Source organism: Candidatus Nanopelagicales bacterium, from assembly GCA_037045355.1.
In the GTDB taxonomy this organism is placed as follows: Bacteria; Actinomycetota; Actinomycetes; order S36-B12.
The window spans coordinates 170739-184427 of sequence record JBAOHO010000008.1 but is presented as its reverse complement, the minus strand read 5'-3'; the positions used below and the strand labels follow the sequence as shown (position 1 = coordinate 184427).

The following is a 13689-nucleotide window of genomic DNA, read 5'->3' as shown; positions in this document are numbered from 1 at the left end:
AGCCGGTCAGACCACCACAATCTCCTGCGCGGCGGCGACGCCGGCCACCGTGAGAGGTTCATCCGGGCCGACCCTGTGCTTGACGACAGCGAGCGCGATCGGACCCAGTTCGTGGTGTCGCGCCGCCGTACCGAGACGGCCGACCTGGCGATCACCCGCCAGGACCGGCGTACCGGGCTCGGGAAGAACCTCGGCCGATCCGTCCAGGTGCAAGAGCACCAGGCGACGGGGTGGTCGCCCCATGTTGTGGGTTCGCGCCACCGTCTCTTGACCCCGGTAGCAGCCTTTGGCCAAGTGCACGGCGGGACCGATCCAGCCGAGCTCGTGGGGCAGCGATCGGGAGTCGGTATCGATACCGGCACGCGGGACTCCCGCGGCGGCGCGCAGGGCCTCCCACGCCCAGGTGCCCGCGCGATGGGGCGCCGACGCCATCGCCTCCACCAGGGTCGAACGCGGCACGATGTGTTCCACCGCGGCGAACTGTCCGGGCCGGGTGGGAACGTACTTGTTCGCATCACCACCACGGTCCTCCCCGGCGGGAGTCGATCCGGTCCCAGCGAACTCCGCCGGGGCATGCCAAGCCACTATCTGGCCGGGCACGGTCCGGTCGCCGATGGACCCCACCACCGCGTGGTCGGCGGTGACGTCGCGCACCTCGACGCGGAGTAGGAACTGCATGGAACGCAGGTACTCGATCAGCGCCGGCGTCGCACGACGTTCGACGATGAGCCACACACATTCGTGATCGGCAACCAGGTGCAGTTCCTGCTCCACTCGCCCATGCGGGTCCAAGATCAGCGTCAACCGCGACTCTCCGGGGCTCAGGTCGAGCAGATACGCGGTGGTCAGGTCGTGCAGCCAGGTGAGTCGGTCGTTACCCGCCACTGTGACCACGGCTCGGTGAGACAGGTCGACCAACGCATCACCCGACGCCAGCCAGCGCTGTTCGCGTAGGGGATCGCCATAGTGCCACGCGACGCCGGTGTCCGGGGAGTCCTCGGGAGCGGGGACTGCATGGTCGGTGGTGGTTCCTTGGTCGGTGGTGGTTCCCTGGTCGGTCACGGTTCCCTGGTCGGTCATGGTTTATTGTCCCCGGGCTGCGCAAGTGGCGCACAGGCCGTAGACGGCCGAGTGGGTCGGGTCGATACGAAAGCCCGACTCGGCGTCCACCGCCTCGGCGAAACCATCCGCAGCAGATGTCTCAACGCTCGTGACCGATCCGCAGTCCAGGCAGGACAGGTGGATGTGAGGCGAGGTTCCCGCCAAGTGGTAGACCGGCGGCCCGGATCCGAAGTGGGCGTGGGTGATCACCCCGGCCTCTTGGAGCACCGTCAGGTTGCGGTAGACCGTCGAGAGACTCAGCCCCGGATCGGACGCCTGCAACGACTCGTGGATGGATTCGGCTGTGGGGTGCGACTGTCCCCGGACTGCCTCCAACACAGCTTCTCGCTGCGGGGTGATGCGGTGTCCACTGGCCCGCAGCCGTTCCCGCCAGCGACCGTCACTCACCGGGCGCGGGGTCGTCGACCATGGGGGTCAGTCGGGCGGCCAGGTGATTCTGCAGTTCATGTCCCATGGCCGCCATGTCGAACGTCCACAACAACTCGTCGTTCACCAGTCCGTACAACCGATGTCCGGCCGTGTACGGTTTGGCGGCACCGGTCCGTGCGACCACATCGGTACGCAGTTCGAGTTTCGCGCCCGTGATGCGGTCCTGGACCATCCCCGTCACCTCGACGGCACCTTCCCAGATCTCGACGAAACCAGTGGGATGCGTCAGCAGCAACTCCACCGTGCGATCGGCACCGGGTCGCAGGAACCCCGACTCGGTGCCGGTGGGCCGGATCCGGTTGCCGTCGTCATCCAACTCCCATGACCGTGACCAGTACGACAGGAACGGCCGACCGTCACACGAGAACTGGACTTCTTGGCCGAACCGGAAATCGTCGATCGTCGGATATTGCCCCGTCCCGACGCCGATCCACCGCCCGATCAACCACGACACGGGCAGGATCTGGTCAGGGAGCCCGGTCAGTTCTGCCCCTTGAAGAGCTGCAGGAGCACATAGATCGCGAACCACACGATGGCGACCGACGCCACGACGAGGAGTACTTCGAAGAACAACGTCACGCCCCCACGATAGCGGCGTCTGGCTGACGGAGGAGTCGCGAGTGCTGAGAGATCGGGTGTTCCGCCGAGTCACTTCCGCTCAGGACCGCAGCGGTCCCCGGTCGGTAGTCTCCAGGTGTGACACGCTCGCTGGTCGTGAAGGCGACTGCAGGTTCCGATGAGCCGGAGCGCTGCGCTCAGGCGTTCACCGTGGCCGCCACCGCAGCGGCGTCGGGGATCCCCACCTCGCTGTGGTTGACAGGTGAGTCCGTTTGGCTGGCCGTCCCCGGCCGGGCCGCGCAGTTCCGCCTCGACCACGCTCCCCCACTCGAGGATCTCCTGGACCAACTGCTGGCCGATGCCAGGGTCACGGTGTGTACCGCCTGCGCCGCGCGCAGGGGCCTTTCCGCGGATGCGTTCCTGCCAGGGGTCGCGGTGGCGGGGACCGCGTCGTTCGTGGCCGAAGTGACGAGCGGATCCACGCAGGCACTGGTCTACTGACCTCACGATCGGTTACTTCGAAAGGGACGACCATGAAGAAGCGACTGGCGACAGCCGTCGGCCTGTCCCTGGCGACCCTGCTCGCCGGGTGCAGTTCGGTGACACCAACCACGGCCCCGACGACGAGTCCCGGACAGTTCAGCACGCCACCTGGTGGCCAGCGCACCGGGACTGTCCCCGCTGAGGTCCAAGGAGATCAGACGTTCTCACTGCAGGCGGTCAGCGGCGACGACGGTGGTATCGACTTCGCGGCCTACGACGCGTCGATGGAGTTCGCACTGGCGGCCGTCAACGAGTACTGGGCCCGCACGATGCCGCGGAAGTTCGGGATGGAATGGATTCCTCCGGGCGAGTTCATCGCGTACTACCCGCCCGAGGACAGCGGCCCGACGTGCGGTACGGAGCAGTTGGGTCCGGAGAATGCCGTGTACTGCTACGACGGCCAGTCCGACTTCATCGCCTGGGATGAACCTGGTCTGATGCTGCCCTTCTACGAAGAGAAGGGGGATATGGCGACCGCCGTCGTTCTGGCCCACGAGTTCGGTCATGGCGCACAGGCTCGACTGGGCCTGTCGGATCAGTTCCCCCTGACGATCGAGTCGGAGTTGCAGGCGGACTGCTTCGCCGGCTCGTGGGCGGCCTGGGCCGACCAGCGCGGGCTGCTGGGTGCCGATGCGGTGGACCAGGCGATCGACGCTGTCGTCTCGGTCGCTGACCCGGAAGGTGTGCCGTGGAACGCTCCCGATGCCCACGGTCTGCCCGAGGAACGGCTACAGGCATTCGCCGACGGTGCTGACGGGGGCGCACTGGCGTGCGTCGATCTCTACTACCCGGGGTTCTCGCAGGGCGGTTGACCCGGCACCTCAGAGATCAGCCGGCCTTGGCCCCCGACTCGGCGACAGAGTCCGGATCCGCGTCCGGGTCCGGATCCGCGTCCGGGTCGGTCAGGGTCCCTTCGGCATCTTCTGCGGTGTCTTCCCGGGTGGTTTCGGCAGTGGTTTCGACAATGGTTTCGGCAGTGTCGTCCGCCTCGACATCGATACCTCCCGCATCGGCGCCATCGGCGCCATCGGCGACGACCGATTCGTCCGCTGCGTCCCCTGCGGCTTCTGCGTCCCCTTCGGCTTCTGCGTCCCCCGCGGCAGAGGCATCGTCGGCTTCTTGTGCCGTCTCGTCACTTCCTTCCGCCGACTGGGGGGTTCCTTCTTCCGTCCTGTGAGCGGAGTCTCTCGTCGAACCCTCTGTGTGATCTGACTGTGGTTCCTCCCCGGACTCCTCCTCCCCGGACTCCTCCTCCCCGGACTCCTCGGCCCCAGACACAGCGGATCGCCCGCGCGCTGCCCGCCGGGAACGGACGCGGTGGAACAGCAGGTACATCTCGCAGCCGAGGCAGAAGTTGAAGACAGCGTTGAGGAATGCGGCAGCAAGAGCGAACGCAGTGGCGATCTGAGCGACCACCGGCGCGCTGAGGGCGAGGCCGACCAGTGCGATGAGAACGAAGACCAAACCGACCTGCTGCGCGAAGCGCGGCGGTGCAGCGTCTTCGAGATCACGGGGCGGACGTAACCGTGGAGCCACGGCCTTGCGGTAGATCCATCCATACGGTTGGGCCTGGATTCCGAGCAGGGCAGCGGCCCCGAAAGCGATGGCCTGGAGGAACAACAGAGCCACACTGGCGACCGACGGAATGGTCAGCAAGGCGGCGGCCAGGACGACAACGGTGATCGCAGCCCCGAATCGAGGCCCCCGCGGGTCGATCATCATGCGTCCTGCGGGCTTCGCGAGAGACTCCCCGACGTTCGATTCGGCGTTCTCGCGGCTCTCCTCGGCATGATCCGTGCCTCGTTGCGCCGACTGGCGCTCAGGGTCGTCGACTGCTAGCACATCCCCGGAACTGGATTCCTCATTCGCCATGGTGTCCTCCCAAGGCTCCACAGTTACACGACTTGACCGAGCGCGGCGACAACCTCGGACCGGCGCGGCAAGCCGGTGGCACGTTTGCGGATGGCGCCGGTCGCGTCGAGCAGGAAGACCGTGGGTGTGCGCCGGATCTCCAGGTGCCTCACCAGATCGAGGTGCTGCTCGGCGTCGATCTCGACATGTTCCACACCGGGAAGGTCGGTCACGACATCCGCCAGAAGCAGCCTGGTGGCCCGGCAGGGCTGGCAGAAGGCCGAGGAGAACTGCACGAGTGTCGCTCGCTCTCCCAACGGGACTCCGAGTTGTGCAATCCCCAGCACTTCGCCACCGTGGTGCGCAGGGTCGGGCGTGTCGACGTGTGCAGGGGGGTCATCAGCTCCCACGGGAGTGGGCACTGTGTCGCGCATGCGTCCATCAGACCATCTGCGCCACAAGCCGAAGCCGGTGGCAAGGCCAAGCGCCACCACGAGGATCCACATCCCGGTCACGGTCGCTCCCTTCTCGCCATCGGACCCGTTCTCGCGATCGAGTCGCTCTGCGCCGCCCGATTCTGGAGGGTCATCGAGGTCACCGCCGGTGTTGCGGGCATCGCGGGCTTGACGGGCATCGCAATAGTGTCAGCGGAAACCACCTTCAGGACAAACTGATTCCCGAGTGCCCGATTCCCGAGTGCCCGATTCCTGAGTGCCCGATTCCTGAGTGCCCGATTCCCGAGCGCCTGACTGCAACGGCTCGCGGTTCGGTGATCTGAACGGCACCGAGTCCGGGCGGGGAGTGTGCGACGTTGCGGCGAGGGCGGCGGACATCGCCCACGGCAGCACGGGAGCAGGGGCGGGGTGGTCTTTCGGAGGGCGGGGGTGGTCTTTCGGAGGGCGGGGGTGGTCTTTCGGAGGGCGGGGGTGACGTGTGCCGCACTACGCTGCCGATGTGCCTCCGGTGACCGCCCACCTCCAAGATCTCGGCAAGCGGCTGAGCAACGAGATCGCTCTGCGCCGGGCGGCCCGTGTCGCTGTCGTCGTGCCCGTGATGCTGGTGGCACTCAGCCTGGTTCCGTGGCTGGAGAACGTCGAGTTGTTCGGAGCCTTCGCATGTCTGGTGATGCTGCTCTTCGCCGACTTCGGTGGCCCGCTCCGGGGGCGGTTCTTGGCTTATCTGGCCACCACGGCCACAGGGATCCCCATCCTCATCGGTGGGATTCTGTTGGGGCAGACCATCGCCGGTGCCGCGATCGTCATGTTCGTGGTGGCCATGGCCCTGGGGCTAGCTGCGGTTCTGCGCGGTCGGTTGGCGGCCGCTCAGTCCACATTGCTCCTCGCAACCGTCCTCGCGGTGACGAGCGCTTCCCCCGCTGATCTTGTGCCCGCCGTCGCAGCGTGGACGATCGGAGGGTTGACCGCGGCAGTGACGGCTGTGGTGCTCTGGCCCGCCCGCCCGTCCCGCGGGCTCGCCGGGAGCCTGTCGAAGATCTACGTGACAGCCGCCGCCGCGATCAGAGCCAGATGGGTGGCCCGCGATGCGGAGAGCGTCACCGCCTCCCTTGCCGAGTTCGACGAGTATCTGCGGGACCTGCGTGATCGCTACGACGGCAACCTTCTGCGCCCTGCGGGACTCACCACGAACGATCGGTCGTTGGCACAGCTGGTCGATCTCGCCACGCGACTGCGCGGCTACTTGAACTGGCGTGATCTCACTGCGAACGACGCCGAGCCTCAGCCCTCACTTGCCTCCGCCGATTCGGCACTGGCGGGAATCATCGCCAATGAACTCGACCGAGTAAGCGAGGACCTGCGCAGCGGCAAGACGACGGTCTCCCCCGAGCGAATCCGTGTTGCGCGAGACGCCCACCTCGACAAGGTGCTGGATTGGAGTGATGCCCATCGCGGCAATCTGCCAGGACGTACGATCCGGCGTCACCTGGACGACGCGTTTCCGCTGCGCCTGAGTTCCATCAGTACCGAACTGGCCAGCGCCAGCCTGGCCGCCGATGCCGGATTTCGCGACCGAACCCTGGACTGGGAACTGGACCCCGCCCGCGAAGGCATCGGAGAGCGGCTCACACGCAACCTCTCGTGGGAGTCACCGTGGTTCCGCAACGCTCTGCGCGCGGCGATCGCCCTTTCTATCAGTGTCGGCGTGGCCAAGGCTCTCGGGCTCGAGCATTCGTTCTGGATCGTGCTGGGAACACTGACTGCCTTGCGCTTCGATGCCCTGGGGACAGGGCGCACCGCCCTGCAGGCACTGTTCGGCACCACCGTCGGAGTGACATTGGGTGCGGCGTTGATCGTACTGATCGGCGACAACACCGCCGCATGGTGGGCGCTCCTGCCCATCGCCTTGTTCGCGTGCGCGTTCACGCCAGGGACCTTCTCGCTGGCCACGGGGCAAGCTGGATTCAGCCTCGCGGTGATTGTGCTGTTCTCCTTGATGTTCCCCGCCACCTTGGCGACGGCCGAACTCCGCTTGCTCGATGTCGCCATAGGGCTCGCCGTGAGCCTGCTCATCAGCGCCGTCATGTGGCCGCGCGGCGTCGTGGCGACGCTGCACCGGCGAATGACCGAGGCCATGACCGCCGCATCCGATCACTTGCTCATGGCCATCGACTACATCGTCGGGGGTGCTGTGGACCTGCACATGTTGGAGGATTCCAACCTGCGGGCGGCGCGGGCGCTCGACCGGGCTGAGGAGGCTTACGACCTATCGCTGGCCCAGCGTCCACCCAAGACCGTCCCTATGCAGAAGTGGTTCCGGGTCGCCCTCGCGGCGAACCACATCAACGTCGCCGCGCACATTCTGCCCGGAGTCGAGTACGCGGTCACTCAGCGAGGGGGAAGCCGGGTCTTCCCCCTCGAACTGACGGGTTCGGTGCTGGAGACATCGCACGAGGTCCGTGACGGCCTGAGGGGGATCACCAAGGCATGGGATGACCAGATGTTGACCGGTGAGATGACTCAGGACGACCTCGTCTTGGACCCGGTGCCGCAGACACCGATGCCGGACGTGCGCTCGGACAAGTCGGTGGCCCAGCTACGGGCGGCGATCGATCGCTGGCTGGACCAGCCCTCGGACTGGCAGGGAACAGGCCAGGACCCACGCCCGGCGGTGGTGGTGTGGACGGCCGACTGGAATGTGTTCATCTCGTGGAATGCGCGCCTCCTCACCGAGACCCTCAGCGGCAGCGCACCTGCACCCACTCGGTGATCTCACGCAGCAAGCCGGCGGGGATGGCGGCCTCGGCATGACCGAAATCGCGCAACCAGAGCTCGCTGCTGTCAGGCACTCCCCTCTCCCGAGCACCACGAGCAGCGGCACGGATGAGGGCACGGGGATGCTCATCGGGAAAGAAGCCGTCCTGGGTCCCGTGGACGACCAGGAACGGCACGGGCGGAATCCGGGCGGCCGCCTCCGACGGGCTCTCCGGCCACGGTTTCGGCCAGGGCGGGGGCACCACCCGGGTGCCCATCACTCGCGACAGATACTGGCGGGCCAGCGGATTCTCGACACCGAAGTGCAGGACGCGCATGATCGACGTGCCCCGGTAGTTCCAGAACGCTGGGCCGCTGACCGACACGACGCCCGCGACGCCGCCGATGATGGCTGCGTGGCGCACCACGACGGCAGCACCCATCGAGAAACCGATGGTCACGACCTGCGAACAGCCGAGGACCGCGGCCCACCGTGCCGCTGCCTCGACATCGAGGATCTCCTTGTCGCCCAGAGTGCACAGTCCCTGACTGCGGCCGTGCCCACGCAGTTCCACCGCCACGACTGGAAACTGCTCCGTGAGCGTGGCCAGAACGGCGCGGTTGGGTGGCTTGGACAGTGAGGCGTTGAAACCGTGGACCAACAACAGGGCGGTACCGCCGCCAGGACCGGGTGCGAAACCCGCGCGGAGTCGGACCCGATCGCGCGTGAATAGGGTCGCGGTCTCGGCGAAATCACTTCGGAGCGCGTCGATCACGGTGGGATATTCTCGCAGCACAGGAACAGGGAGGTGGCATGCGACTGCTCCTCCTCACGTCGCAGTCGGGGCCGGCGGCGAACGTCCTGCCCGCGATCGAACTTCTCACCCACACTCTGCGCGTCCTGCCTGCCGAGGGTTCCGCTCTGCTCGACGCGCCGCCGCACGACGCCATCCTGGTCGACGGCCGCCAGTCCCTGCCGCAAGCGCGCTCGCTGACCCGACTGATCCGGGCCACGGGCGTCGCCGGACCGGTACTGCTCATCGTCACCGAGGGTGGCCTGGCCGCTGTTCAGTTCGACTGGGGGATGGACGATCTGCTCGTCGACTCGGCCGGCCCCGCAGAAGTGGAGGCGAGGCTACGCCTGAACCTGAGCAAGGTGCGCCAGAACTCCGGGGCCGAAGAGGCCGATCCGCCGGATCGGATCCGTCGCGGTGCCTTGGTGATCGACGAATCCGCCTATGCGGCGACCTTGGCCGACCAGCAACTCGACCTGACCTTCAAGGAGTTCGAACTGCTGCGCTATCTGGCCACGCACGCGGGCCGCGTCTTCACCCGGGCACAACTGCTGCAAGAGGTCTGGGGATACGACTACTACGGCGGCACCCGCACCGTCGACGTCCATGTCCGCCGGTTGCGGGCCAAACTCGGCCTCGAGTACGAGGCGCTCATCGGAACGGTGCGCAATGTCGGATACCGCTTCGTCGAGGACGCCGTACCCGACCCGGCGGACGCGCCCGCACAATGATCCAGCGGCTGGCACGGTTGTCCCCGGACCAGCGTCGCCGCGTGCTCGAACTACTCGGCGCCGAAGCCGAACGAACCGGGCGGCAGCCGCTCGACGAAGTGAATCGGCTGGCGGTGACAGAGCTGTCGGAGTTGCTCGACCAACGGGAGCACTGGCTGAGTTTCGCCGACGGAGGACTGGTCGGATACGCGGTTGTGACCACTGACGAGGTGGCCGAGCTGTCCGCCGCTGACAGCGCGGCGGCTTTGGTGTTGCTCGCAGCCGTCGAGCGGGCCCACCCCGGGCTCCCGCTGTGGACTCACGGCGATCTGTCCGCCGGGCGCACCGCAGCACAAGCGCTCGGAATGAGCAGTGTGCGCGAGTTGGTGCTGATGGCGCGGTCGCTGCCTCCCGACACCGAGCCACGTACTCTGCCCCCAGGGGTGACGCTCGATTCGTTCGACGTGGACAACGACGTTGACGACTGGCTGGACCTGAACCGACGGGCCTTCGCCGCCCTGCTCGACCAAGCGTCTTGGGATCGCCCCGAACTCGAACTTCGTCTGGGCGCCCCGTGGTACCGATCCGACGATTTCCTGGTGGCGCGCGGCCCCGACGGAGACATGATCGGCTTCCACTGGACCAAGGTCGACCCCACCGCCACTGCGGGGGGAGACACCTCCGGTGAGGTGTTCATCATCGCCGTTGACCGCGCCTGGCGGGGAAGCGGTTTGGGGGCAGCCCTACTCGACCAGGGCCTGTGGCACCTGACCGACCGGGGGATGACCCAGGTCCACCTCTTCGTCGATGCCGACAACGGTGCCGCCATCAAGGTGTACGAGTCGGCAGGGTTCAGCCGGGTCGACGGTGACCGCCGCTTCGAGCCTGTAGCGCCCGCCTGAGCCTTCACCAACCGACCGACCCGCCGATGGGCCGATGGGCCACAGACCCTTGCTCGCGGATCAGGACAGGATGTCCTTGCGGTCGAAGCGGATGACGGCGATGGCGACCAGGATGGCGAACGCCACCAGTGAGTACGCCGCCCCGCGAGCCATGTCGGACCAGTCGATCTGACTTTGCAGTGCGCCGATCCATGCGTTCGTGTAGTCGGTGGGCAACCAGCGTCGCAGGTCCCCCAGGGCCTCGATGGCGTCGAGGATGTTGCTGACGATCACCAGGATCAGCGCGGTCCCGACCGCCCCGAGCGGCACATCCGTGGACACCGTCATCAGGAAGGCGATGCCCGCGGTGAACAACAGGGATACGAAGATGAAGCCCGCGATCACGGCGACCCGCCACAGCGCATCGACACCGTCGAAGGAGCCACCTGCCGGGCTCTGCAGAGGCCCGGAACCGAACGCCACCAGACCAACCAGGTACGACGTGGCGATGAGTACCACGATGGCGATCGCGGTGGACACAAGCCCGACGATGAGTTTGACGGCCAACAGGCGTCGCCGGGAAACAGGTGCTGCCAGGAGATACCGCAGAGTCGACCACTGCGCCTCGCTGGCTACGGTGTCGCCCAAGAACACCGCGGTCACCAAGATGAGCAGGAATCCCGTGGCGAAGAACAACATGGTGACCGCGAAGTTCCACGCCCCTGCCGTCGCCAGACCCACGAGATCGAAGCTGCCGCTGCCGAACCGTCCGCCGCCTCCGCCTGACGAGTTGGCGGACGGCCCGAACTTCACCGCGGCCACCACGATGAGTGGCAACAGAACCAGCAGCCCCAGGGTCACGACCGTGCGCCGCCGTCGGAACTGGCGCACGAACTCCACCCGCACGGGCAGTGCCCGGCGGGACCCGGTCGAAGGCGCGCTCGGATTCGGGGTGCGGCGGGATGGTTCCGAGCCACGGGGGGAAGTGCCCACCACCATCAGCCACCTCCAACTGTTCGGTCGGCGCCCACGATCTCGAGGAAGACATCCTCGAGCCTGCCGTCCGTGCGGCCCGCCATCAGGTCCGCGACCTCACCTTGCGCAACCATGCGTCCTCGGTGCATGACCACGACGTGAGTGCAGGTCATCTCGACCTCGGCCAGCATGTGCGACGACACGATGACCGTCCGCCCGGTGGCCGCGTAGTCCCGGAGCACGTCACGCATCTCCCGGATCTGGGGCGGGTCGAGGCCGTTCGTCGGTTCATCGAGCAGCAAGATGTCCGGGTTGCCGAGCATCGCCTGCGCGATCCCCAGACGCTGGCGCATGCCCTGGCTGTAGGACTTCACTTTGCGATCGACGGCGTGACCCAGTCCGGCGATATCCAGCACCTCGTCGAAGTTGGGAGTCCCGTCCCGGCCGGCAGCGCGCCAGTACAGATCCAGGTTCTGGCGCCCCGTCAGATGCGGAAGGAAGCCCGCGCCCTCGACCAGGGAACCGATGCGAGCCAGCACCGGGGCCCCGGGGTGCACTCGTTCGCCGAACACGTACATCTCGCCCGGCAGTCGGCCGAGATCAGCCCCATCAGCATTCGCATCGTCGTGGTCTTCCCGGCGCCGTTCGGGCCGAGCAGTCCCATGACGATGCCGCGGGGGACATCGAAACTCACATCGTCCACGGCGACCACGCCCCCGGAGAAGGCCTTGCTCACAGCCCGGATCGTTACGGGAGTATCAGCCAGATCGGGCCGCGACTGGGGACGAGGAGTGCGGGGCCGGACGAGCACGACGAGGCCCGACAGCGCCGCGAGAATCGGGAAGACGAGCAAGAGCCAGCCCGAGATCGGCCGGCCCACATCGGAGGCCCCGTCGATCACCGGCAGTATCAAGCCACCGTCGGCCAGGCCGATCTCATAGATCGCTGCTCGGTCGGGGAGGCGGTAGGCGGCATCGGTCGTGGTCACCACCAGCCGCAGCCGGTCACCCGGAGCGACCCGGGTGGCGATGGCCGGTAACTCCACGTCGATGTCGACCGGATCGGGACCCAACCGGGGGAGCCGAATGGGCGCCACCAAACCTTGGGGGAGTGGTTTCGGTACCGGCGGGACTGACCAGTCGCAGGCTGGCGAACAACGCGACATCGCGGACCGGGTCCCCCGCGCTGACTCGTAGGCGGATACGAGGCGCTCCGGCGAGGGTGAGGTCCTGCGATACGGGCTCGGAGTCGAAGGTCGCGCTCTGGCCGGGGGGCGCGAACCCGACCTGCCCGGCGACCCCGCCGAGCCCGGGGAACGATGTGATCGCGGCCGGCGCCCCTCCGGCCGGGGCCCGCACCTGGGTGTCGGGACCCGCCAGCGTGACGGACTGCGGGGCATTGCCCCCGATCCCGGGGAACTGCGGCAACGAGACAACCGTCGGCTCGCGGCGTGAGTCGGCACCCAAGCCGCCGTTCGTGAGCGTGATCTCGTAGTCGGTGGGAACCGGCAAGGGCCGGCGGCGAGATGCGCCTGCATCCAGTCCCCGGCCAGGTCCCTCAGCCGTTCCGACTCGTCGACACCGCCGTCGTGCCCCCCGCCGTGCCAGACGACCTTCACGGGTGTCTGGGGCTGGGCGGCGCGGATCTGGTCGACGGTGGCGGCTGCCTGGGCGAAGGGGAACAAGGAGTCGGCTTGGCCCGCGCCGATGAGCGTCGGCGCGGTGATTCGACCCGCCACCGAACGGGGGCTGGAGCGCGCCATGAGCGCGGCGGCACCCGGGGTCACCGCGCCCCGTTCCGCGGCGATCTCGAAGGCTTGGCACCAGTCGGGGGCGAACCGGCCGCATGCAGTGGCCGAGGCCCCGGGCTGCAGCAACCCCACGCCGAAGAAGCTGCCTGCCCACCACTGCTTGAAGACCCCGAGGCCGGCGCCTGCGACGCTCTGTCCGAACAGCGACGTGCGCAGGTCGTTCCAGGTGATGTCGGCTGCGACCGCGTCCACGCGCTGGTCGTAGCCCGCCGTCATGAGCGCGAGCGCGCCGCCATAGGACCCGCCCGCGAAGCCCACCCGTGGATCTGCGTCACCGTCCTGGACGACGATGTCCGGCCGATCGCCCAGCGCATCGATCATGGCCCGGGCATCGGCGATCTCGTAGTCCGGGGAGTTCATCGAGATCGTCCCGGTCGACGTCCCGAACCCGCGCGCCGTGTACGCGAGGACGACGAACCCGCGCTCGACGAACTCCTGCGCCTCCTGCGCCACGGACTGCTTGCTCCCCCCGAATCCGTGGGCCAGCACCACCGCGGACGCCGGAGTGACTGCGGGCCGGTAGAGATCGACAGCGAGATCCACCGGTGCCCGATCGGTGGCGGAGGTCGGCCCTCCCGGCAATCGCAGTGATTCGACCGGCGGCGGATCGTCGGCCGCGCGACCGGGAGTGCCGGCCACGGCGGCGACAGCGAGAATCGCCAGCCCCACCGCGATCGATCTGCGCACCGTAACCTCCTGGCCTGACCTCCCGGCCGGGACCTGCGCCCGGACCTGTCGCCGCCCCAGCATGTCCCGCGACTGGCCACAGCGCACATCCGACCCCCGTTGCGACCTCCGTTGCGCGAC

14 protein-coding genes are annotated in these 13689 nt (G+C 67.6%); 5 read left to right on the top strand and 9 right to left on the bottom strand.

Features of this window, described 5'->3' with window-relative positions; translation table 11 throughout:
• Window positions 1–6: 6 nt before the first annotated feature.
• The 3 genes from V9E98_01840 to V9E98_01830 are packed head-to-tail and all read right to left on the bottom strand — an operon-like array spanning window position 7 to window position 2005.
• Entirely contained in the window at window positions 7–1080 is a 1074-nt protein-coding gene (locus tag V9E98_01840; protein MEI2715733.1) for a folate-binding protein, read from the bottom strand.
• A gap of 3 nt (window positions 1081–1083) precedes the next feature.
• Entirely contained in the window at window positions 1084–1509 is a 426-nt protein-coding gene (locus tag V9E98_01835) for a Fur family transcriptional regulator (GenBank protein ID MEI2715732.1), read from the bottom strand.
• On the bottom strand, window positions 1502–2005 hold the full coding sequence (locus tag V9E98_01830) for an FABP family protein (protein MEI2715731.1): 504 nt from the start codon (window positions 2003–2005) through the stop codon (window positions 1502–1504). Before V9E98_01830 ends, V9E98_01835 begins: the two co-directional genes overlap by 8 nt.
• A 242-nt stretch (window positions 2006–2247) precedes the next feature.
• Here V9E98_01830 and V9E98_01825 point away from each other — a divergent pair, with 242 nt between their 5' ends.
• Window positions 2248–2610 (top strand): DsrE family protein, encoded by a 363-nt coding sequence (locus tag V9E98_01825; protein MEI2715730.1) that lies wholly within the window; start codon window positions 2248–2250, stop codon window positions 2608–2610.
• Between the two features lie 32 nt (window positions 2611–2642).
• Window positions 2643–3464: a neutral zinc metallopeptidase gene (locus V9E98_01820; protein ID MEI2715729.1), complete on the top strand. Its 822-nt coding sequence runs from the start codon at window positions 2643–2645 to the stop codon at window positions 3462–3464.
• 16 nt (window positions 3465–3480) lie between these two features.
• Here the strand turns inward: V9E98_01820 and V9E98_01815 are convergent, their stop codons facing one another.
• Window positions 3481–4524, bottom strand: a complete 1044-nt coding sequence (locus V9E98_01815; GenBank protein ID MEI2715728.1) for a DUF4395 domain-containing protein — start codon at window positions 4522–4524, stop codon at window positions 3481–3483.
• Window positions 4525–4547: 23 nt separating this feature from the next.
• The gene (locus tag V9E98_01810) at window positions 4548–5009 is read right to left on the bottom strand and encodes a thioredoxin family protein (GenBank protein ID MEI2715727.1); all 462 of its coding nucleotides are present in this window, start codon (window positions 5007–5009) and stop codon (window positions 4548–4550) included.
• Window positions 5010–5436: 427 nt separating this feature from the next.
• Here V9E98_01810 and V9E98_01805 point away from each other — a divergent pair, with 427 nt between their 5' ends.
• Complete coding sequence (locus V9E98_01805) at window positions 5437–7728, top strand: FUSC family protein (protein ID MEI2715726.1); 2292 nt, start codon at window positions 5437–5439, stop codon at window positions 7726–7728.
• Here V9E98_01805 and V9E98_01800 read toward each other — a convergent pair.
• Complete coding sequence (locus V9E98_01800; protein ID MEI2715725.1) at window positions 7697–8488, bottom strand: alpha/beta fold hydrolase; 792 nt, start codon at window positions 8486–8488, stop codon at window positions 7697–7699. The two genes, V9E98_01805 and V9E98_01800, sit on opposite strands and share 32 nt — an antisense overlap.
• A gap of 38 nt (window positions 8489–8526) precedes the next feature.
• Here V9E98_01800 and V9E98_01795 point away from each other — a divergent pair, with 38 nt between their 5' ends.
• Together V9E98_01795 and mshD are read left to right on the top strand one after the other, a co-directional pair.
• Window positions 8527–9237: a response regulator transcription factor gene (locus V9E98_01795; GenBank protein MEI2715724.1), complete on the top strand. Its 711-nt coding sequence runs from the start codon at window positions 8527–8529 to the stop codon at window positions 9235–9237.
• Entirely contained in the window at window positions 9234–10118 is an 885-nt protein-coding gene (mshD, locus tag V9E98_01790; protein MEI2715723.1) for a mycothiol synthase, read from the top strand. Before V9E98_01795 ends, mshD begins: the two co-directional genes overlap by 4 nt.
• A 60-nt stretch (window positions 10119–10178) precedes the next feature.
• On the opposite strand, the gene V9E98_01785 is transcribed toward mshD, so the two are convergent.
• From V9E98_01785 to V9E98_01775, 3 genes are all read right to left on the bottom strand, one after another.
• A complete protein-coding gene (locus tag V9E98_01785; GenBank protein MEI2715722.1) occupies window positions 10179–10988 on the bottom strand; it encodes an ABC transporter permease subunit in 810 nt (269 codons plus the stop codon).
• 107 nt (window positions 10989–11095) lie between these two features.
• Window positions 11096–11611 (bottom strand): ATP-binding cassette domain-containing protein, encoded by a 516-nt coding sequence (locus V9E98_01780; GenBank protein MEI2715721.1) that lies wholly within the window; start codon window positions 11609–11611, stop codon window positions 11096–11098.
• Window positions 11557–13569 carry an alpha/beta fold hydrolase gene (locus V9E98_01775; GenBank protein ID MEI2715720.1) on the bottom strand — a complete coding sequence of 671 codons (2013 nt, stop codon included), beginning with the start codon at window positions 13567–13569 and terminating at the stop codon, window positions 11557–11559. Before V9E98_01775 ends, V9E98_01780 begins: the two co-directional genes overlap by 55 nt.
• Window positions 13570–13689: the final 120 nt, after the last annotated feature.